Source organism: bacterium SCSIO 12844 (assembly GCA_024397935.1).
Lineage (GTDB): Bacteria > Pseudomonadota > Gammaproteobacteria > Francisellales > Francisellaceae > M0027.
Genome location: CP073743.1, coordinates 2,512,258 through 2,532,782 on the forward strand (window position 1 = coordinate 2,512,258; position 20,525 = coordinate 2,532,782).

Annotated in this window: 18 protein-coding genes and 1 tRNA gene; 6 read left to right on the forward strand and 13 right to left on the reverse strand. The window is 33.5% G+C overall.

Annotation, left to right across the window (positions count from 1 at the left end):
- Nucleotides 1-3: 3 nt before the first annotated feature.
- The 6 genes from KFE69_11215 to KFE69_11240 all read right to left on the reverse strand — a co-directional run bounded on the left by KFE69_11215 (nucleotide 4) and on the right by KFE69_11240 (nucleotide 7,758).
- The gene (locus KFE69_11215) at nucleotides 4-1,932 is read right to left on the reverse strand and encodes a hypothetical protein (protein ID UTW42060.1); all 1,929 of its coding nucleotides are present in this window, start codon (nucleotides 1,930-1,932) and stop codon (nucleotides 4-6) included.
- A 176-nt stretch (nucleotides 1,933-2,108) separates the two neighbouring features.
- Nucleotides 2,109-4,601 (reverse strand): ribonuclease R, encoded by a 2,493-nt coding sequence (rnr, locus tag KFE69_11220; GenBank protein UTW42061.1) that lies wholly within the window; start codon nucleotides 4,599-4,601, stop codon nucleotides 2,109-2,111.
- 10 nt (nucleotides 4,602-4,611) lie between these two features.
- Nucleotides 4,612-5,553, reverse strand: a complete 942-nt coding sequence (truB, locus tag KFE69_11225; GenBank protein ID UTW42062.1) for a tRNA pseudouridine(55) synthase TruB — start codon at nucleotides 5,551-5,553, stop codon at nucleotides 4,612-4,614.
- A 7-nt stretch (nucleotides 5,554-5,560) separates the two neighbouring features.
- Complete coding sequence (rnc, locus tag KFE69_11230) at nucleotides 5,561-6,244, reverse strand: ribonuclease III (protein ID UTW42063.1); 684 nt, start codon at nucleotides 6,242-6,244, stop codon at nucleotides 5,561-5,563.
- Nucleotides 6,245-6,273: 29 nt separating this feature from the next.
- Nucleotides 6,274-7,089, reverse strand: coding sequence for a signal peptidase I (lepB, locus tag KFE69_11235; GenBank protein ID UTW42064.1), 816 nt, complete (start codon nucleotides 7,087-7,089; stop codon nucleotides 6,274-6,276).
- A gap of 90 nt (nucleotides 7,090-7,179) precedes the next feature.
- Entirely contained in the window at nucleotides 7,180-7,758 is a 579-nt protein-coding gene (locus KFE69_11240) for a GspH/FimT family pseudopilin (GenBank protein ID UTW44063.1), read from the reverse strand.
- Between the two features lie 34 nt (nucleotides 7,759-7,792).
- Here KFE69_11240 and KFE69_11245 point away from each other — a divergent pair.
- Nucleotides 7,793-7,868 (forward strand) — tRNA-Lys (locus KFE69_11245).
- A 68-nt stretch (nucleotides 7,869-7,936) separates the two neighbouring features.
- Here the strand turns inward: KFE69_11245 and KFE69_11250 are convergent.
- Nucleotides 7,937-8,602, reverse strand: coding sequence for a class I SAM-dependent methyltransferase (locus tag KFE69_11250; protein ID UTW42065.1), 666 nt, complete (start codon nucleotides 8,600-8,602; stop codon nucleotides 7,937-7,939).
- 138 nt (nucleotides 8,603-8,740) lie between these two features.
- Between KFE69_11250 and KFE69_11255 the strand changes: the two genes are divergently transcribed.
- From KFE69_11255 to KFE69_11265, 3 genes are all read left to right on the forward strand, one after another.
- Nucleotides 8,741-10,063: a hypothetical protein gene (locus KFE69_11255; protein UTW42066.1), complete on the forward strand. Its 1,323-nt coding sequence runs from the start codon at nucleotides 8,741-8,743 to the stop codon at nucleotides 10,061-10,063.
- Between the two features lie 146 nt (nucleotides 10,064-10,209).
- Nucleotides 10,210-11,703 (forward strand): aminoacyl-histidine dipeptidase, encoded by a 1,494-nt coding sequence (locus KFE69_11260; GenBank protein ID UTW42067.1) that lies wholly within the window; start codon nucleotides 10,210-10,212, stop codon nucleotides 11,701-11,703.
- Nucleotides 11,704-11,729: 26 nt separating this feature from the next.
- Nucleotides 11,730-12,587, forward strand: coding sequence for a bifunctional methionine sulfoxide reductase B/A protein (locus KFE69_11265; GenBank protein UTW42068.1), 858 nt, complete (start codon nucleotides 11,730-11,732; stop codon nucleotides 12,585-12,587).
- On the opposite strand, the gene KFE69_11270 is transcribed toward KFE69_11265, so the two are convergent.
- The 3 genes from KFE69_11270 to glpK all read right to left on the reverse strand — a co-directional run bounded on the left by KFE69_11270 (nucleotide 12,584) and on the right by glpK (nucleotide 16,073).
- Nucleotides 12,584-13,375: a hypothetical protein gene (locus KFE69_11270; protein ID UTW42069.1), complete on the reverse strand. Its 792-nt coding sequence runs from the start codon at nucleotides 13,373-13,375 to the stop codon at nucleotides 12,584-12,586. The two genes, KFE69_11265 and KFE69_11270, sit on opposite strands and share 4 nt — an antisense overlap.
- Before the next feature lie 226 nt (nucleotides 13,376-13,601).
- The gene (locus tag KFE69_11275; GenBank protein UTW42070.1) at nucleotides 13,602-14,546 is read right to left on the reverse strand and encodes a calcium/sodium antiporter; all 945 of its coding nucleotides are present in this window, start codon (nucleotides 14,544-14,546) and stop codon (nucleotides 13,602-13,604) included.
- A 33-nt stretch (nucleotides 14,547-14,579) separates the two neighbouring features.
- Nucleotides 14,580-16,073 (reverse strand): glycerol kinase GlpK, encoded by a 1,494-nt coding sequence (gene glpK, locus KFE69_11280; protein UTW42071.1) that lies wholly within the window; start codon nucleotides 16,071-16,073, stop codon nucleotides 14,580-14,582.
- 202 nt (nucleotides 16,074-16,275) lie between these two features.
- Between glpK and KFE69_11285 the strand changes: the two genes are divergently transcribed.
- A complete protein-coding gene (locus tag KFE69_11285; GenBank protein UTW42072.1) occupies nucleotides 16,276-17,208 on the forward strand; it encodes a hypothetical protein in 933 nt (310 codons plus the stop codon).
- 15 nt (nucleotides 17,209-17,223) lie between these two features.
- Here KFE69_11285 and upp read toward each other — a convergent pair whose 3' ends face one another.
- The 3 genes from upp to dut all read right to left on the reverse strand — a co-directional run bounded on the left by upp (nucleotide 17,224) and on the right by dut (nucleotide 19,003).
- Nucleotides 17,224-17,853: a uracil phosphoribosyltransferase gene (gene upp, locus KFE69_11290; protein UTW42073.1), complete on the reverse strand. Its 630-nt coding sequence runs from the start codon at nucleotides 17,851-17,853 to the stop codon at nucleotides 17,224-17,226.
- Between the two features lie 25 nt (nucleotides 17,854-17,878).
- Nucleotides 17,879-18,445, reverse strand: a complete 567-nt coding sequence (gene pgsA / locus KFE69_11295; protein ID UTW42074.1) for a CDP-diacylglycerol--glycerol-3-phosphate 3-phosphatidyltransferase — start codon at nucleotides 18,443-18,445, stop codon at nucleotides 17,879-17,881.
- Nucleotides 18,446-18,538: 93 nt separating this feature from the next.
- A complete protein-coding gene (gene dut / locus KFE69_11300; protein UTW42075.1) occupies nucleotides 18,539-19,003 on the reverse strand; it encodes a dUTP diphosphatase in 465 nt (154 codons plus the stop codon).
- A 130-nt stretch (nucleotides 19,004-19,133) separates the two neighbouring features.
- Here dut and gorA point away from each other — a divergent pair, with 130 nt between their 5' ends.
- Nucleotides 19,134-20,498 carry a glutathione-disulfide reductase gene (gorA, locus tag KFE69_11305; GenBank protein ID UTW42076.1) on the forward strand — a complete coding sequence of 455 codons (1,365 nt, stop codon included), beginning with the start codon at nucleotides 19,134-19,136 and terminating at the stop codon, nucleotides 20,496-20,498.
- Nucleotides 20,499-20,525: the final 27 nt, after the last annotated feature.

The window sequence follows — 20,525 nt, forward strand, 5'->3', positions numbered from 1 at the left end:
TCTTTATCTACCTACTTCTGTCCCTAAATTTTCTAATACTTTTTCAGTAGCAGAAAGGTCATACCCACCACTAGTTTTATAAAAAATACTTAGACTTCTTGAAGTTTGACTTTCATTATGCCTATATGCTCTAGCACGCGTAATAAGGTCAACATCACAATCATACTGATGCCCCATCTTAGCTACCTCTCTAAGATGTAAAATAGTATCTGTAGCGCCACTAAAAGGGCTATGACGCCTAAAAAATCCTTTATCTTGATTATATTGATCATTGACAATTGTTGAAAATTGGCCGTTATCAATTTGAGTCTTATTTGTATACGCTAATCTATTTAACTGAACTGCATCATCTAGTGTAATTAAATCTGAATTAAATGCTTTAACCAAACGCTCAGTATAGTATTTTTTATTTTCTAAATAAAATAACCCTTCAAGCTCAGCACTTAAGTGTTCAAGTCTTTTAATTTGATTATAAATTCCTGACGCACCATATGAAGCACCTCCTGACTGCCCTAAAGCATTAATAAATTTATGATAACCTGCTATTTTTCTATCTAAAAAGTCTTTTACTTGTATGCCTGGTAACGGCCCATTGAGGTGTTGTGAGCATTTTCCTGTTCCAGCTAATAATTGACCTTGATCAACCGTAAACTGTTTATGATTAATAAAATCATTAACAGTAACTTTTCCATCTGCATGAAAAATAGATTCTGTACTTTTTAACAATGGAGTATTTCTTGTCGGGTTTGCCTTAGCAAACCTTAGTTGTGTATAAACTGGTTCTCCATCACTACTAAACCCCCATTCACCATAGCCTAATCGTACATAAGCTCGATCTTCTTGTTCACCTCTATAATCGTCAACACCATATACTTTATGTTTGCTTATCCCTGAACGTACATAAGGTGAATAAGCTTGCTGTGATTTAGCACCAAATAAACCATTCCTTTGGAAGAAATTATTCATTCCTTCTTGAGAGCCATTACCCTGAATAATTGCCATTGGTTGATTTTTTTGTGCTGCTAAATGTGCAAAGTGATCATGACCACTTTGGGTTGCAATTACACGTAGTTGGTCATCACATTGTTTTCTAACTTCTGAATAAATATATTTCAAACTTTCAGATATACGCTCATTCCAATTACCTTGGCTCGGAGCATACCTTCTATGTGGCTTGCTACTTGATATTTGATGGCTGTGATCTATATCTAAGCTAACAACATCTCGCTCATGCCTTTCATACTTACGTGAGTCTGAGTCTTTTGTTCTACGTTTATTATATGTTTCAGGTGCATGATGAAGACTAACAACAATATTACATTTATTATCAAAGCCTTTTTGAAGCTTACTAATCATTTCAGCGACTTTATCTTGATAAGCTTTATTTCCAGGTAATATATCACTATCTAAATGAAGCATAATAAAGGGCTGTTTCTCCCCAGTCTTATCAACAAAAATATCAACAAATGGCTCTGCAACGCCATCCTCATCAACCTGGTGCGTCATAAAACGCGGATCAACTCGAGATAAATTTTTTGATAAATAATCTATTTGCCTTGTATGACCGCGATCACTTCCTTCAACACCTCGCTCATGATTACCAAATTCCATTGAAATTGGAAGTTCTCCAGGAAACTTATCTCTTAAAAATGTTCCAATACGCTGATCATTTTGAAAACCACCACTAACCTCATAATCAAGATCACCTCCAAGTGTTAAGTGATCACAACGTTGAGATACCTTATAGCCCACAAAAGAACCTTTAGACCCACCACCATCAGCACTATATGCTAACACAGGTGATTCAGTATAAGAAAATGCTCTTAAATTAACACCTAAATCTTCAGATACTTGTTTTGTTAAACTTTCATCAATTTTTAATTTACCTGGCATATCTGCAACCTCCACAGCAAATGCAATTAAGCTTAACACCAATAATCACACTCTTTGTGTTATAATCACACATTTAATTATCTAATAATGAAATAATCACGCCTTAACTGTGCTGGTTATTCAAATAGATTTATTTGATTTACAAAAACTATTTCTTTGAAAAAACTGTAATATAATAAATGGTCGTTAGATTAATTATCTCTAATGGATAATTTTTAGCTATCTTTAGAAACACTTTTCTTTTTAGATTTCTTCGCTTGGGTTGATTTTTTCTTCTTTTTAGTTTTCTTAGTCTTTTTAGAATCTTTATCAGAGTCAGCTTGATAAGATTTTTCTCTTTCGGCAATTGCTTGTAGTGTATTACCTTTCGTTGATTTTTTAGATTTGGATTTTTTTGTTTTTGTTGTTTGATCAGTCACTTTGGATTTAGAGGATTTTTTAGACTTAGATTTTTTAATTGGAGTTGCTTCAACTAATTCAAAATCAATTTTTAAGCTTGTCATATTTACTGAAATAAGCTTAACTTTAACTTTTTGACCTAATGCATAAACTTTTCTTGTTCGCTCACCAATTAAAATTTGGCGCTCTGAGTCATAGTGATAGTAATCACCTTCCATTGTTGCAACATGAACCAATCCTTCAATTTGATTTTCATCTAACTGAACAAAAAAGCCAATGCCGATAATACTAACTATCTTTGCTTTAAATATTTCACCGGTTCGATTACGTAAAAAAGAACACTTTAACCAGTCTTCAACACTTTGGGCTGCATTATCAGCTTTTCGCTCAGCAATTGAAGCATGATCGCATAAGTCAACCAACTGGTGTATATCATAACGATGACCACCTAAATTTTGTTCATTTAAAATTTTACGAATAATTCGATGGGTTAATAAATCTGGATAACGGCGAATAGGAGAAGTAAAGTGCGAATAAGCGTTATATGCTAGACCAAAATGCCCTTCATTATGTGGCGAGTAAACTGCCTGCATCATACTGCGTAAAGTCATAAGCTGGATATTATGAAAGTCTTTATGCTCCTTTGCATCCTCTAACATTTTAGAAAACTCGATAGGGCCTGGATCATCTGCTCCTGACAAGCCCAAACCATGTGTTTTTAAATAATCCCTTAAACTGGTTATTTTTGCAGATGAAGGACCACCATGAACACGATATACACCATCATACTTATGCTTTAAAACAAAGCGTGCTGCAGCGACATTCGTTAATAACATACACTCTTCAATAAGACGATGAGCATCATTTCTAACTCTAGGTAAAATTGCTTCAATTTCACGACCTTCATTTAAAAGAATTTGCGTCTCTTCCATATCAAAATCAATGGCACCACGCTCTTTTCTACGCTCTGAAAGTATTAAATACATGCCATATAGATTATACATATGTGATACAAGCTTAGGATATTTTTTTTGAAAATCTTGGTTATTTTGATTCAATAAATCAGATACTTCAGTATAGGTTAAGCGCGCATGAGAACGAATTACAGCTGAATAAAACTGATAACGTGATAATCTACCATTAGCACTAATAGACATCTGACAAACTAATGCTAGACGATCTACATCTGGCTTTAATGAACATAACTCATTCGATAATGCTTCTGGCAGCATTGGAATAACATGCCCTGGAAAATAAACTGATGTTGAACGACTTTGTGCTTCTTTATCTAAGGCTGACTCAGGTCTAACATAATAAGAGACATCTGCGATAGCAACATACAAACGCCAACCGCCAGATTTTTTTGGTTCACAGTAAACTGCATCATCAAAGTCTTTTGCATCTTCACCATCAATCGTAACAAAAGGTAAATTTCTTAGATCTTTTCTATCTTGGCGATCAGCTTTAGTCACCGTATTTTTAAATAGACTAACCTGCTGTAATACTTTATCCGACCATTGATCATTTAAATCATATGATTTAACCGCCATATCAATGGCTTCATCAATCGATAACTGATCACCAATAATTTCAACGACATTCCCTAATGGCTGGGTCTTATACGATGGTTGTGAGATAATTTCAACCGTTACAAATTGGCCAGGTTTTACATCTAATTTATCTTGTGGCCATATCAATACATCATGTTTTAATAAAGGATTGACTGGCTCAACGTAACTGACACCAAACTCTTGTTGATAGCGACCGGTTAAACGAGATGTATTTCGCTTTAAAATTTCTACAATTGTCCCTTCTAAATGCCCTCTGCGACTAACACCTGAAGGTCTAACTAAAACCCAATCACCATGAAATACACAGCGCATTTGCTTCTGTGGCAAATAAATTAAACGTCCATCATCACCTAGTACTTCTCCTGGTCCATCTCGTGATGCAATTACAGTTCCCTTAATAAGATCCATTTTTGAAACAAGGCCATAATAGCCACCACGATTATATAATAATTGCCCATCACGCTCCATTGCCTTTAGGCGGCGCTTTAAAGCAACTCTATGTGCTTGTGTACTTAAATCAAGTGCCTCAAATACAATTTCAAATGTTGTTGGTATTCCCTTATCTTTAAAAAATTGTAAAATTAACTCTCTTGAAGGTATTGGATCTTCATACTTCTGCATTTCGCTTTCACGATTTGGATCCATTGAAATATCATATTTTTTTTCAATAATCGATGTATCTTCAACCTTCTTGTTACCTTGACTGAGAGATTTATCTACACTACTTTGCTTTGACATTTATACATTCCTAATCTATCAAAAGCTTTCTTGATTTCAAATGACCATGACTAAATTCACCAATACCTATAAATTTTTGATTCAATTTAAATACATGCCAACCATTTAACTGAGTATTTTCTCCTATCCAACGACCTGAACGCCTCAACTCTCCTATTTCTATTTCATTAATTTGATAGACAGGCCAATGATTAAAAATCGTGCCTGTTTCTATTAGTGTAGTTGATTTTTCAATCTCTGGTTTAGCTAATTGTTCTGAAAGCTTTTCTAATGTTATCATTTGATGTTGCTGATTAAACTGACCACAACTAATACGTCGCAACTCAATTAAATGAGCGCCACAACCAATTTGTTTGCCAATATCTTCAGCTAGTGTTCGAATATAGGTCCCTTTACTGACCTTAGTAAAAATTTTAAGTTGCTGAGAATTTAAGTCATATCCTTGATTTACTAACTCATAAATTACAACTTCTCTTGGTTTGCGTTCTACTTCAATACCTTCTCTGGCTAATTGATATAGAGGCTTACCTTCTCTTTTCAATGCCGAATACATCGGTGGAACCTGCTTAATTTGACCACGAAACGGATTTAAGTAATCTTCAATTAAGTCATCATCTAACTTAACCACTTCTTTTTTCTCAAGGACATTGCCTTCTTTATCTGCTGTATCTGTCGTGATACCTAATTGAATTATTGCCAAATAAGCCTTATCTGAATCCAACATATATTGTGAAAATTTAGTTGCTTGATTAATAAAAATGGGCAGCATGCCTGTCGCCATAGGATCTAAACTACCACTGTGCCCTGCTTTTTTTACATTTAAAAGACGCTTTACTTTCTGTAATGCGCTATTTGAGCTTATACCGTATGGTTTATCTAACAAAATTATGCCATTGGTAATTGAATCTTTATTTGAGCGACTCTTAGAATTTTGATTTCGTTTTAATGTCATTGATTAACTATTCTTTATTATTTTCAATTAATTTTTTTAGCGCTTTATCTGCTGCTTTTTGCTCCGCTCTTTTGCGAGAAGTATCTTCAGCCTGCTCATCTATATCTAAGGCTTTAATAATACAAGCAACATAGAAAATTTGTTCATGTGCTTGACCTTGTGTTTTTAACAACCGGTATTCAGGAAGGTCAATTGCTTGAGACTGTAAAGCTTCTTGCAATCGTGTTTTATTATCTTTAGGAACTTCCGTTAATCTTAATGCTTTAGTTTCAGTATCAAACCAATTTAAAATACATATTCTGACATCATCAAGCCCAGAATCAAGATAAATCGCACCAACTAATGCTTCTATTGCATCTTCTAAAATAGAAGCACGCTTTGCGCCACCTGATTTAACTTCACCTACACCCAATGCTAAAAAATCGCCCAAATTAAAAGATGCTGCCTTATCCGTTAATGTTTTACCCTTAACAATTGATGTTCTTAATAAAGATAACTGACCTTCTTTCGCCTCAGGAAACTGATGATAAAGTGCTTCTGCTATTACCATTCCTAAAATTGCATCACCTAAAAATTCTAAACGCTCATTATGCTTTTTACGTAATGAACGATGTGTTAATGCTTGAATTAACAATGCTTTATCTTTAAATTGATAGCCAATAATTTTATATAACTGATTATAATCTTTCATTTAATTAATATTACTACTTATCTTTTTTATTACTTAATAGGGCCTAGCTGGCTCCAACGAATGGAATAAGATGAATCATCAAAACTTAACCAAACGAAAAATGCTTTACCAACTAAGTCTTTTTCTGATACAAATCCCCAATAACGACTATCTTCACTATTATCACGATTATCCCCCATCATAAAGTACATACCCTTAGGCACAACCAAATCTTTAAAACTTAAACTGTTTTTAAATGGCATCGTTAAAATATCATGTTTAACGCCTAATAAACTTTCTTGGTACTTATTCGATTTTTGTGTTAGTGAATTAATTGGTTCAATTAAACTTGCTAATAATTTTTCTGGAATTTCTTTTCCATTAATTGTTAATCGCTTATTTTGATAACTAATTTTATCACCTGGCACACCAATAACGCGCTTAATAAAATCAACATTTGGATTAACTGGATAATGAAACACAACCACATCACCACGTTTTGGTTCACCCGTTGCAACCCATGTTTTATTAGTAAACGGATTTCTTATGCCATAAGAGAACTTATTGACTAAAACAAATGCATTTGTTTTTAATGTGGGATACATTGAGCCTGTTGGAATACGAAAATTCTCAACAACAAATGCACGCAGTAAAAATACAACAAAAAACACAACAAACAATGACCTAGCATAATCTGCTAAAAAAGGCGCTTTTAATAACTTTTGTTTCTCTTTTTTTGATAACCCTTCTAACTGGTCTTTATATTTGGCTTTACGTTTTTTTTCAAAAAATAACCAATCAACCATCATAATCACAAATGAAACAACGGTTAAAAATAACAACCAAAAATTAAAATCAATATTCATTTATAAATTTTCCAAGTGTTTGTAAAATTATTCACTTTAGGCATTATAAAATCTTTTTTAGTATTTGAATATAATAAATAATGGCTTCTTTTAAGCACAAGCTAATTGCTTCTTATCATTTTTAGTCTCCGCATAGCGAATCATTGCACTTTTACTAATAATTAAAGCACGGCTAACTGTATCATTTTTATCTTTATGGCATAGAGTTAATGTACCGTTACTACTAGATAATAAACTAACTGGTTTAAACTGAAGATAATTACCTCGAGGAAAGCCCTGCCACCTTAAAATAAACCCTTTTGGCAACCTTAGATGATGATTAATAAGCTTATCATCTCCATCAAAACGTTTATTGGCATTATGATCTATAAATACAAGTAATTGATTTTGCCATAAGCCATCAATACACGTTTTATTATCAACACTTGAACAAACAATAACTGGCAAACGACTCTGATATGATTTAGCTTTTGCATAGGTTAATAACATATAAACTTTATCTATTGTAACTGTTGCCTGATTTTTTTTAAAAAACAGATTCCAACTAATTATTGTTCCACCAACAAGTAAGGATAATATAGTTAATACAATTAACAATTCGATCAATGTTAAGCCAATCTGACCTTGAATCGATACTTTTTTTATTTTTTCACCGCCAAGTACTTGCATTTTCGTTTTTTCAAATTACAATAACGCCTCATACGGGTCGTTAGCTCAGTCGGTAGAGCAGCTGGCTTTTAACCAGTTGGTCATAGGTTCGAATCCTATACGACCCACCATTTATGTTTTAATTTATAAGATTCAATAATATATTTAAAGACTATTATAGTAGATTATAAAATTCATATTATTTTTTACGAATCAAATATAAACCATCACCAATGCTTAATAAACTTGCATCTACTCGATTATCAGATGCAACATACTGATTAAACTCACGTGCTAATTTTGCTCTTTGTTTTTGCTCCCAATCAAGTGCCACATTGCCTTTGTCCAATACATTATCTACTGCAATGACACCCCCTGTTTTTAGTAATTGAAGTCCCATCTCATAATAACGCTTGTTATTGCTTTTATCAGCATCAACATAAATAAAATCAAAAGTTCCTTGAAGGCCGTTAGCAATTAACTCACTTAAAGTCTCTGTAGCAGGTGCAACTCTTAAATCTATTTTATCAATAACCTGAGCTTCTTGCCAATAATGTTTAAAACCCTCAACATATTCATCAGTTACATCACATGCAATTACTTTACCATCTTGTGGTAGACTACTGGCAATTGTTAATGTTCCAATACCACGAAAAACACCTATCTCAATTGCATTTCTAGCGCCAATTACTTTAACTAAAAAGCTAATAAATTGTAATTGATCAAGTGCAGTATTCATTTGAGCATGTGGTTGCGAAATTGCATCATAAACCATATTTTTTTGAATATCTGACCAATTTGTTTGTGCCTGGTTGATAACATATTGATGTAGGACTTTACTTTCTAATAGCGTTGAAATGCTCATATTCATTACTCCTTTATATAAAGTGACCCTTTTAAAATACTTGATCGCTTTTTATTGCACAACACTTGATTATATAACAACCCTCTACTAATAGTATTTATAATAATGGGATTTTTTTAATCACAAGGACAGTGAGCAATGAATATTTACAACGCAAAAGAGTTATTCAAACTTTATATCCAGGAAAAAAATAAACCTAAAAAACATAAAATTATTGTTAAACATAAATTTAATCATATTATTCACCACACTTGGAATAAAAGCCCATTTTATCGTAATTTATGGCATGAACATGGCATTAATGAAAAACATTTAAACGACTTAGAGATTAATGATTTACCTTATGTTGATAAACCATTATTAATGGAGCACTTTGATCAAGTTGTTACTGATTCTAAAGTAAAAAAGTTACCCCTATCTAGCTGGATTAATGACAATAAAAACTACAACCAACTTTATTTAGATAAATATCACATTGTACATACTTCAGGCACTTCAGGTGAGCAAGGTATTTTTCCATGGAATAAAACCAGTTGGTCCAAAGCCTGGGCTGCATCTGTCATTAGAGCATTAAGGCCCAAATTAAGAACAAGTACAACTCGTGCAGCTGTTATCCTAGCAACTGATGGACGTTTTTGTGGTGCTGGATTCTCAAGAAGTGGAGAGAATACTTTTTTTAATGTTAAACTTTACTCTGTTTCAGATTCTTTAGAAAAAATTGCTAATGAGTTAGAAATTTATCAACCACATCAACTAGGTGGTTATGCTTTAATGATTGGGAATTTGGCAAGAATGCAATTAGCAGGTAAATTAAATATTAAACCTGAACGTATTTTCACATCAGGAGAGCCATTATTTGAAAGTGATGCAAATGTCATTGAAAAAGCCTGGCAAATTAAACCCATTAATTTATATATGGCTTCAGAAGGCTTACTAATAGGAGCACAATATAAACAAGGCCCATTTGATATTTTTGATGATTTAAACATTGTTAGTATTTGTAATGAAAATCAGCCTGATAAAGATATAGGTACTATTTGCTTAACCAATCTATCTAACCATATCTTTCCAATTATTAATTATAAAATGGGAGATTTAGGACGTTTAATTCCTGCTGATAGATATGACAAGTATCCTAAACTTGAATTATCAGACTGCCGTTTAAACTATGCTGTAGAAATTATTAACAATCATGGCAAAACAGATACAATTCATCCTTCATTATTTGAAGAATTTTATGTTCCAGATATGATTTCATTTCAATTTAAAATACAAAACAATCAAATTAATATCTATTATACAGCTAAAGAAGATATATCTTATCATATTATCAATAACTTTCATGATATTTTAAAGATAAAAGAAGCAGATATATCTGTCGATGTCAAAGCACATAAAGTTGAACAACTTCAAAGAGATGCAAAAGGTGAAAAGTTTCAATTAATTGAAGTTATTAACTAATATGATATTACAGTCAAAAAATAGCTAATTAATACCTACCTCTAAAATCAAAACCAATTGCATTTAACAACAACTTATGGTTTATTAATATGGTTAAAAGATAAAATCAATTGAATAATAAATTTCAAACTAAGGTACTTCTAACTATGTTTAAAGATTTAACTTACCCACAAGTATGGTCCCTATTTGATCAAATTAGACAAATTCCACGCCCATCATTCAAAGAAGAAGCCATTCGCCAATTTATTTATCAATGGGCCCAAGCTCATGACTTTAAAATCGTTGAAGATAAAGCACATAACCTTGTAATTTACATACCTGCAACTGAAGGTTATGAAAATGCAGAAATTATTGCAACACAAGGCCATTTAGATATGGTTTGTGAAAAACACTCAAATATTGAATTTAATTTCGAAACAGATGCAATCGATATCTATCGTGATGGTGATTGGATTAAAGCTCGTGGCACGACACTTGGTGCTGATAATGGTATTGGTGTTGCACTTGCTATGGCTGCTGCAACTGACCCTAGCGTTATTCATGGCCCTATGGAAATCCTATTAACTGCCACTGAAGAAAAAGGCCTTGTTGGTGCAAGAAACCTAGACCCTAATATCCTTAATGCTCATTATATGATTAATATTGACTCAGAGAGTTGGGGTGAGTTTTGTATTGGCTGTGCTGGTGGTGGTGATAGTATTGTTGAATTACCCGTTGAATCAGTAAAAAGTAATTTAAATGATCAGGCTTATAATATTAAAATCAGTGGTCTTAAAGGAGGTCATTCTGGCATTGATATTCATAAAGGACGGGGTAATGCATTAAAAATATTAACGCGTATTTTATCTTCAATCCCACATGCAAAACTTGTAAGCTTTGAAGGCGGTAATCTAAGAAACGCAATTCCTCGTGAAGCATTTGCTAGCATTTTACTTGAATCAACTCAGAAAGATAAAGAAATTCACATAATCAATGAAGCATTTAGCCTGACTCAGAAAGAGTTAAGTGCAATTGAACCTAACTTGTCATTAGAGATAACAGCACAAGATACAATACCTCAAAACTACTTAAAATTATCCAGCCAAATGAAACTTTTAAATTTAATTGAGGCTTTACCTCACGGTGTTGTATCCATGGATTATCATATGCCTGACTTAGTTGAAACATCTTCTAATCTTGCATCTGTCAAATACAACCAACAAAATAAGCAATTTATCATTACACTTTCTACAAGAAGTTCAGTTAGCTCAAAACTTGAAGCACAACGCCAACACATTACAAGTATTACTAAGCTTGCCAATGCAGCGATTGAACATGATGAAGCATATCCTGGTTGGCAGCCTAATCCACATAGTGATATTGTTAAAAAGTCAGCTAAAATTTATCAACAAACATTTGGCAATGATGTTAATATTGCTGCAATTCATGCAGGCCTTGAATGTGGTATTATTAATGGTAAATACCCTAATATGCAAATGATCTCATTTGGCCCTGATATTCGCGGCGCACACTCACCTGATGAAAAATTAAATATCTCTACAACCATAAAGTGCTATGATTTATTAAAAAATATACTTAAGGCATTAGCTGAAGAAAAAAAGTCGCTAACTCAAAATCAAAAAGAAGTTGCGCTCGCTTAAGTTAAATAACTTTCATGGAATAGAGAATGGACAAACAAAATACCTTAACACCTCTTTTACGCCATATTTTAATTGATAAAGGCACAGAACCCCCTAATAGTGGTAAATATAATTTATTTGATGCGCAAGGCACCTATATATGTAGAAGCTGTGGATTAGGATTATTCAGATCAGATGCTAAATTTATTTCAAGCTGTGGCTGGCCAAGTTTTGATGATGAGCTACCTGATGCAATTAAACGCCAATTAGATGCAGATGGCAGACGTACTGAAATTTTATGCAACCGTTGTGATGGTCATCTAGGTCATGTATTTCATGGTGAACAATATACCGATAAGAATTTACGTCATTGTGTTAATTCACTCTCTGTTGAGTTTGTTGAAGATACGGAAGTTACTGAAACGGAAGAAGCTATTTTTGCAGGCGGTTGCTTTTGGGGCGTGGAACATTTATTAAAACAACAAAATGGTGTTTTAATTACTGAAGTTGGTTATACAGGTGGCAATACAGATAACCCAACTTATCAAGATGTCTGTAATGGTAAAACAAGCCATATAGAAGCTGTGCGTGCTGTTTTTAACCCGAATAAAACAAGCTTTCGCAAACTCACTAAATTATTCCTTGAAATTCATGATCCAACACAAAGTAATGGCCAAGGGCCTGATATTGGTGATCAATATAAAAGCGTTATTTTTTACTTTAATGAAACGCAACGCCAGACTGCTGAAGATTTATTGAACATATTAAGTAATAAGGGCCTTAATATAGCAACAGAACTAGTTGAAGCAACTGTTTTTTGGCCAGCTGAAGACTACCATCAAGAATATTATATCAAAACAGGCAAGACACCTTATTGTCATCGTTATACTAAACGTTTTGATTAAGACTTTTTCACTTTACTAGCATAAAATTCTAACCTTTGTTTTACCCAACTTCTAGCTGGCCAAGCCGCAAATATAACTCCTGGTATTGCTGATATTGAACTAATTGAAATTAAGAATGATAATTGACCATAATTCGACAAAATACCTGGTAATGCAAAATAGCCAAATAAAAGTGCAATGCATAATATGCTTAACATTAGCTTAATAGTAAAGCTTTCACTAAAATTTAATACTGTAACTGTTTTCATTAATGTTCGAGTAAAAAAGAACCAAATCAACATAAAAACAATATAGCCGCCAATAAGATATACCCACCAAGGCGATACACCTAAACCAGTAGAAAAATGAGCTACATCTCCATGATTAGTTAAAGTACGAATTGGAATATAATCATAAAAATTACATAGATTCATAAAATTAAACCAAAAAATAAAATAATAAATAATTTTATGTTTATACAGGGACTTTAAGTTTAAAAGGATTAAAGAAATAACATACAATAAACCATTAGCTAGCCCTGGCCCTGCAAATGCAATTAGTGCCATTGCATATAGATGCCCATGACTAATTAAAAACTGGTAATTAACGTTTTCATCGATATTGATTAATAACAATATATTTAGCCAACTTGTGCCACCAAAATCAATTGCAAGTGGGTTATGCTTAAAACCTAACGCCCATGCCATAAAAGAATGTGAAAACTCATGTGGATAAACCGCTAAATAATGGCTTAATAATACAAACACTGGTGTTATCAATATAAAACCAATTACTTTTCTACAACTCACAATAGCTCCTGAAATAACAATCAAATAATCGGACACACTATAATTTAGTTAGGCGCTATAATGCAAATAGATTAGTTTATTTCTTTTGGTATCTCCTCACTTAGATATGGGAAAATTATTTCTTAGACACAATAAATCGATACCTCTACAGAAGATCTTAATTTACATAAAGTTTTTCCTATTAAATAACCAGCATCAATTGAAATGTCAACAGCCTCTGGCCTCCCTACATATAATAAAACAAACTATAAATATAGATAACATAACTGATTAGAAAAATAGCGCCTTGATAACGATTAATCTTATTCTTTCCAATCAAAGCAAATAAAAATAAGCATAAAGTTAAAATAACCATATAAAGCGCATCACGGTATAAAACTAATTGATTTAGAATTGTTGGTGAAATCAATACAGCAATGCCAACAACCATCAATGTATTAAATATATTTGAACCAATAATATTGCCTAATGCTAGATCATGCTGTTTTTTTAATGCCGCAACAGCAGAAGTAGCTAATTCTGGTAAAGAGGTACCAATGGCAATAATCGTAAGACCAATTGCAAGATCACTCATTCCTAGTCGCTTACCAATACTACTAGCACCCCATATCAAAATTTTAGCGCTGATAATTAATAAGATAAGCCCCAAAATAATATAAAGTATACTTTTGACTAAACTATGCTTAGAAGATTCATTTGATTTATCTTTCAGTTTAGATGCAGTCACTTTACTTCTATAAAACTTCACAGCCATTATAAGGCTAAAAATAACAAGTAAAATAATACCATCTAATCTTGATAAACTAAGATTCCATAGCATCCAAACCAACAATAAACTAATGGCAATTAGAATCATAAAATCTTTATAGAGTACATTAGAGTCTACTTTAATCGGTCTAACAACTGCAGTAACACCAATTACAAGGCCGATATTAGCAATATTCGAACCTATTGCGTTACCTATTGCCATAGAAGACTTATTTTCAAAGGCTGCAAAAGCTGAAACAACTATTTCAGGTAATGAAGTGCCAAAACCAAGAATAAAGATACCAATGACTAATGGCGATATTTTGAAAATCTCAGCTAACATAGATGCACCACTTACAAAGCGATCAGCACTCCATATAAGTAAAACAAAGCCAGCAATAATAGATACTATTTCTATAAACATATGGTTTCTTTATTACAAATTAAATTATTTATACTAATTTTCCCATCTCCTTGAGCGCTCAAGTGCTTGATGCCAACGAGATAAATACATTTTAGCTTGCTGTTGATCCATCTCTGCTTCAAATTTATGATCTAATTGCCACATTGCTTGTAATTCATCAACATCTGACCAATAACCTACAGCTAAACCTGCTAAGTAAGCAGCACCTAATGCTGTTGTCTCAAGTACCTTTGGCCGTATAACATCTAGCCGTAAAATATCTGCTTGAAACTGCATTAAAAAATTATTTTCAACAGCACCACCATCAACACGCATCTCTGATAATGACAACCCGGTATCATCGCTCATGGCATTAACAACATCGGTTACTTGATAATCAATTCCTTCCAATGCTGCACGCACGATATGTGCTTTTGTAGAGCCTCGAGTTAATCCAACAATAGTACCTCTAGCAGATTGGTCCCAGTAAGGCGCTCCAAGCCCTGTTAATGCCGGCACGATATATACATCGGCATTATCATTAACCGATAAGGCAAGTTTCTCAGTCTCTTTTGCATTTTTAATTAATTCTAAGCCATCACGTAGCCACTGAATAATAGCACCACCAATAAATACGCTACCTTCAAGCGCATAATTAACCTTATCACCAATTTGCCAAGCAATGGTTGTCAATAACTGCTTATTTGATACTTTTGGTTTATCGCCTGTATTCATCATTAAAAAACAACCGGTTCCATAAGTTGTTTTAATCATACCTTCTTTAAGACACATTTGACCAAAAAGTGCTGCTTGCTGATCTCCTGCAACACCTGATATAGGTAATTTACTTGAAAATAACGTCGTACGAGTTTGAGCAAAAATACTACTAGATGCTTTTACTTCTGGTAACATTGACTCAGGAATATCAAATAGTGCTAATAACTCTTTATCCCATGTTAAGCTATGAATATTAAAAAGCATGGTTCGAGAGGCATTTGTTACATCCGTTGCATGTACTTTTTGATTGGTAAATTTCCACATCAACCAACTATCTACTGTGCCAAAGCAAAGTTTGCCTTGAGATGCTTTTTCTCTCGCACCTTCAATATGATCTAAAATCCATTTTATTTTAGATGCTGAAAAATATGCATCAATAACAAGTCCTGTCTTATCTCTAATTAACTGAATAATCGATGAATCTTTTTTAAGTTCATTACAAAATTCAGCCGTTCTTCTGTCTTGCCAAACAATCGCATTATAAATCGGATTGCCTGTTTCTCTATCCCAAACTATTGTTGTTTCTCGTTGATTGGTAATACCAACTGCTGCAACTGATTTTCCATTAATATTCGCTTTTGAAATTACTTCAGCTGCAACTGAGGCTTGTGTATACCAGATTTCATTAGGATCATGCTCTACCCATCCAGGTTTTGGATAATGCTGCTTAAATTCTTTTTGGGCAATATCTACAATCTGGCCTTTATAATCAAAAATAATGGCCCTTGAACTTGTTGTCCCTTGATCTAAAGTAAGAATATAGTGGTTCATTGTATTATATAACTAAACTTTTTAATTTAGCTTTCAGTCTAGCAGTAATATTATAGTCACATCAAGCTAACCAAGCTATCAAGTTAAAAGTAAAATACATCATAAAAACAATAGTCGATTAAGTTATAAAATTGCACTGCTTCTTAAAATCAGTTAGAATACAATATTACGACTGGTTAATTTTTTTTAGGGGAATTGCATTATGCCTGATCAACCTGATGATCATAAAGAACTATATGCGCGTTTAAGGCAATTAAATTCCCTTGAAATCATTCAAGCAGACCTTATAAAGAAATACCCTGGTATACCTGGTAATATATTAACTAGTCATGCAGAGAAACTATATAACTTCAAGCAAAAACATATCACCTACCAAGCAGACAACGATATTGAATCTAAATTCAAGATGTTACCTGAATTAACCAAATTAAGTGAAGATATTCAACGTAAAACAAAAACATTTGATCGTTTACAAAACGCTTACCAAGAAGCTAAAATTTACTGCAAAGAACGTATGATGAGTGAAGAAGATAGCCATACAGCTGCAAAAGAAGCAATTACAGAGCTTATTCAATCACATAAAGGAGATCCTAAAAAGAAATTACCTATCTCAGAATTCATTAATCAGTTACATGAAGCAAACATTGATAAACTAAATGCAGGTGATCATCAGATTGTAACTAAACTTAAAAGTAAAGCTTGGGAGTGTGCCAAAAATACTGGCCTTAGTCATGAGAGTTTAATGGATCTATCAAAAAAAGTTAAAGATCACCACTTTGGTCACAGTGAACATGAACACTCAAGCCACCAGTCAACAAAACCTCAAAAAGAAAGCCAACAATCCTTATCATCTGCACGAATTAAACACGATCAACATACACGTAGAACTGGTAATAATCGTGTCCTTGAATTTATAGAAGAAGTTACCGCTGAAGTAAATAAAACTGTCAGCATGTATAATACATTATTAAGCACAAGGCCCCAGAAATCACCTGGTGTATTTAAAAGCATACTTGATAGTGTGAAAAACTTTTTTGGTATTGGTAGTAAGAAACTAATTGCTTCACAGCCTTCAGCATTATTTTTCCAAAGTGGGCAATCTGAAACTCAAAAACAACGAAGCCTTGAGCGATAAATAAACATTAAAAACTTATTTTGTCCCAAATATTTTATCACCAGCATCACCAAGGCCTGGAATAATATAACCATGATCATTTAAATGATCATCAATCGATCCACAATAAATATCAACATCTGGATTTTCACCATGTACTGCTCGAATACCTTCAGGCGCTGCAATTAAACATAAGACTTTAATACTTGAAGTACCTTCTTCTTTAACTAGTTTTATTGTTTCATTCATCGAGCCACCCGTTGCTAATAACGGATCAACAATAATTGCCATACGCTCATCCATTTGATGGGCAAATTTTTTAAAATAATTGACTGGCTCTAAGGTTCTTTGATCTCGATAAAGACCAACGACACTCACTCTTGCTGTAGGCAGGCATTCCAAAACACCATCTAACATACCAAGGCCAGCACGTAATATGGGTACAACGGTCAATTTTTTCCCTGATATTCGCTTAACTTTAGTATTACCTTGCCAAGAATCTATTTCTACACTTTGCAGTGGTAATTCTTTCGTTGCTTCGTATGTTAATAATGTCGCAAGCTCTTTTGCTGCCTCTCGAAAGTCTTTTGTACTGATATTTTTCTGGCGTAAAAGGCCAAGCTTATGCTGTACTAACGGATGCGTTACTTCAAGTACTTTACCCATATTTATTTAGTATCCTTTTCATATACTATTTTGAAGATTTAAATGACAAATAAGCCGCTTTTAAATAAAGCCACATTGAATAAATTGTTAAAACAACAGCGGCATAAAGTAATATTTTTCCTATTAATACCCACCACCAATAAGTTGTTTGAGTCTGATGGAATAATAATAAAATTAAAATCGCCAACATTTGTGTTGCGGTTTTTACCTTGCCAATAAATGATACTTGAACAACTGCACGCTTGCCTAATTCTGCCATCCACTCCCTTAGTGCTGAAACGACAATCTCTCTAACAATAATTGCAGCGGCAGGAATAGCAACCCATGCACTTGGATAAACATTAACAATTAAGACTAAAGCCGCTGCTACCATTAACTTATCTGCAACAGGGTCTAAAAAAGCACCTAATTGAGTTGTTTGTTCAAAATAGCGCGCAATAAAGCCATCCAGCCAATCTGTAATTGATGCGAATAAAAATAATAAAGCAACAACCCACTGGCTTCCATCAAAGTCAAGATAAAAGAAGACAACAAAAACTGGCACCAATATGATACGAATAACTGTTAATATATTCGGAATAGTCCAAATCAATTGCCTTACCTTCCCATACAGAACTAAACAACTTATTTTAGAGAACTATAGCATGTAATTATCTAAAACTAAACAGTTAATTATAACACCAATTTAAACCCCACTATGGCCAAAGCCACCACCACCTCTTTGACTTTGATCACTGAAGTTTTCAACGACTTTAAAGTTTGCTTGAACAACAGGAACAACAATTAACTGTGCGAAACGCATTCCTGGTAAAATTTCAATAACATCATCACTACGATTCCAGCAAGAAACCATTAATTCGCCCTGATAATCTGAGTCAATCAAACCGACTGAATTACCTAAAATTAAACCTTTTTTATGTCCTAAACCAGAGCGAGGCAAAATCATTGCTGCATAGAAAGGATTTGCAATATGAATTGATAATCCAGTTGGTAATAATTCGGCTGTATTTGGTCTTAAATGAATTGTCTCTTTAACATTGGCTCTTAAATCAATACCTGCTGAGCCTTCTGTAGCATAAGTAGGCATCTTACCCTCATATATGCTACTTTCACCAATAAAACGCAATTCAATTTCAGGTTTTTCAAACATAAACAATCCTCTTTTTATCCAAGTATACAGATTAACTCCAATCAACTTTATGATATAATACAGCAAATTTAAAACAACCATAAAATCATTATTATTTAAACTGCTTAATAATTAAGGAGCTTCCAAGTATATGAGTTCTCAAAATCATTTCGACTTAATTAGTTTTGGTGGCGGAAGTGGTGGCCTTGCTTGTGCTATTGCTAGTGCTCGCTTAGGTAAGCGTGTTGCTATTATTGAAGGAAAAGCACTGGGCGGCACTTGTGTTAATGTTGGTTGTGTACCTAAAAAAGCTATGTGGTATGCAGCTAATCTAGCTGAAAGTTTACACTTTGACCTAAAAGGTTACGGCTTTGATGCCGAGTTAAAAAATTTTAATTGGTTACAACTTAAAAACCAAAGAGATAAATATATCAGTAATATTCATAAATCTTATGACGATACATTAAACTCATTAGACATAACCCACATTCAAGGCTGGGGTAAATTTATCGATAATCAAACAATTGAAGTTGATAATGTACAGTATAGTGCTGATCATATTGTTGTTGCTCCTGGTGCTAAACCACAAATTCCTACATTTATTGAAGGCTATGAGCATGGGTTAACATCAGATGATTTCTTTAGCCTAGAAAAGCAGCCAAAGCGTGTTGTGATTATTGGCGGTGGTTATATTGGTGTTGAAATCGCCCAAGTTTTTCATGCTTTAGGCAGTCAAACAACCTTACTCGTTCGCAAAAGTAAACCACTTAGATTATTTGATCAAATGATTTCTGATGTATTAACTGAATGTATGGAAAAAACCAACTTTGACTTAAGAGTTAATACTCAAATTGACAAAGTTACCAAACATGACAATGGGCAATTAACACTTAGCTTAAATAATGGTGGCTCAATTGATCAAGTTGATGCTTTATTTTGGTGTACTGGCCGTATTGCAAATACTGATAAACTAAATTTAAGCGCAACTGATATTGAAATAAATTCAGATGGCACAATCAATGCAGATGCCTATCAAAATACCAATGTTTCTGGTGTTTATGCCATTGGTGATGTTACAGGCAAAGCCCAATTAACGCCAGTTGCAATTGCTGCTGGGCGACGATTAGCTAGGCGCTTATTTAATGGCGAAGACAATTTAAAACTGAATTATGATTTAATTCCTAGTGTTGTATTCTCTCACCCCCCAATAGGTAGTGTTGGCTTAACTGAAGAACAAGCTATTGAAATTTATGGTAAAGATAATATAAAAATTTACCAATCTAGGTTCTCATCACTTTACTCTGCTATCTCTGGATTTCGAATGCCAACAGTCGTTAAGTTGATTGTTACCCAAGATAATGAGAAAATAATAGGCTGTCACTTAATTGGTACAGGGGCTGATGAAATGTTACAAGGCTTTGCTGTTGCGATTAGTATGGGTGCTACAAAAGCTGATTTTGATAATACCATTGCAATTCATCCAACCAGTGCTGAAGAGCTAGTAACACTACGCTAAGATATGAGAAACTTTTTAAAATAGGTA

What these genes read in the sequence shown, in the direction of transcription:
- KFE69_11260 (UTW42067.1), top strand. Translation starts at nt 10,210, where the DNA reads ATGTTTAAAGATTTAACTTACCCACAAGTATGGTCCCTATTTGATCAA.
- truB (UTW42062.1), bottom strand. Translation starts at nt 5,553, where the DNA reads ATGACATTAAAACGAAATCAAAATTCTAAGAGTCGCTCAAATAAAGAT.
- gorA (UTW42076.1), top strand. Translation starts at nt 19,134, where the DNA reads ATGAGTTCTCAAAATCATTTCGACTTAATTAGTTTTGGTGGCGGAAGT.
- lepB (UTW42064.1), bottom strand. Translation starts at nt 7,089, where the DNA reads ATGAATATTGATTTTAATTTTTGGTTGTTATTTTTAACCGTTGTTTCA.
- KFE69_11255 (UTW42066.1), top strand. Translation starts at nt 8,741, where the DNA reads ATGAATATTTACAACGCAAAAGAGTTATTCAAACTTTATATCCAGGAA.
- rnr (UTW42061.1), bottom strand. Translation starts at nt 4,601, where the DNA reads ATGTCAAAGCAAAGTAGTGTAGATAAATCTCTCAGTCAAGGTAACAAG.
- KFE69_11275 (UTW42070.1), bottom strand. Translation starts at nt 14,546, where the DNA reads ATGTTTATAGAAATAGTATCTATTATTGCTGGCTTTGTTTTACTTATA.
- KFE69_11285 (UTW42072.1), top strand. Translation starts at nt 16,276, where the DNA reads ATGCCTGATCAACCTGATGATCATAAAGAACTATATGCGCGTTTAAGG.
- KFE69_11265 (UTW42068.1), top strand. Translation starts at nt 11,730, where the DNA reads ATGGACAAACAAAATACCTTAACACCTCTTTTACGCCATATTTTAATT.
- dut (UTW42075.1), bottom strand. Translation starts at nt 19,003, where the DNA reads ATGTTTGAAAAACCTGAAATTGAATTGCGTTTTATTGGTGAAAGTAGC.
- rnc (UTW42063.1), bottom strand. Translation starts at nt 6,244, where the DNA reads ATGAAAGATTATAATCAGTTATATAAAATTATTGGCTATCAATTTAAA.
- KFE69_11240 (UTW44063.1), bottom strand. Translation starts at nt 7,758, where the DNA reads ATGCAAGTACTTGGCGGTGAAAAAATAAAAAAAGTATCGATTCAAGGT.
- upp (UTW42073.1), bottom strand. Translation starts at nt 17,853, where the DNA reads ATGGGTAAAGTACTTGAAGTAACGCATCCGTTAGTACAGCATAAGCTT.
- KFE69_11250 (UTW42065.1), bottom strand. Translation starts at nt 8,602, where the DNA reads ATGAGCATTTCAACGCTATTAGAAAGTAAAGTCCTACATCAATATGTT.
- glpK (UTW42071.1), bottom strand. Translation starts at nt 16,073, where the DNA reads ATGAACCACTATATTCTTACTTTAGATCAAGGGACAACAAGTTCAAGG.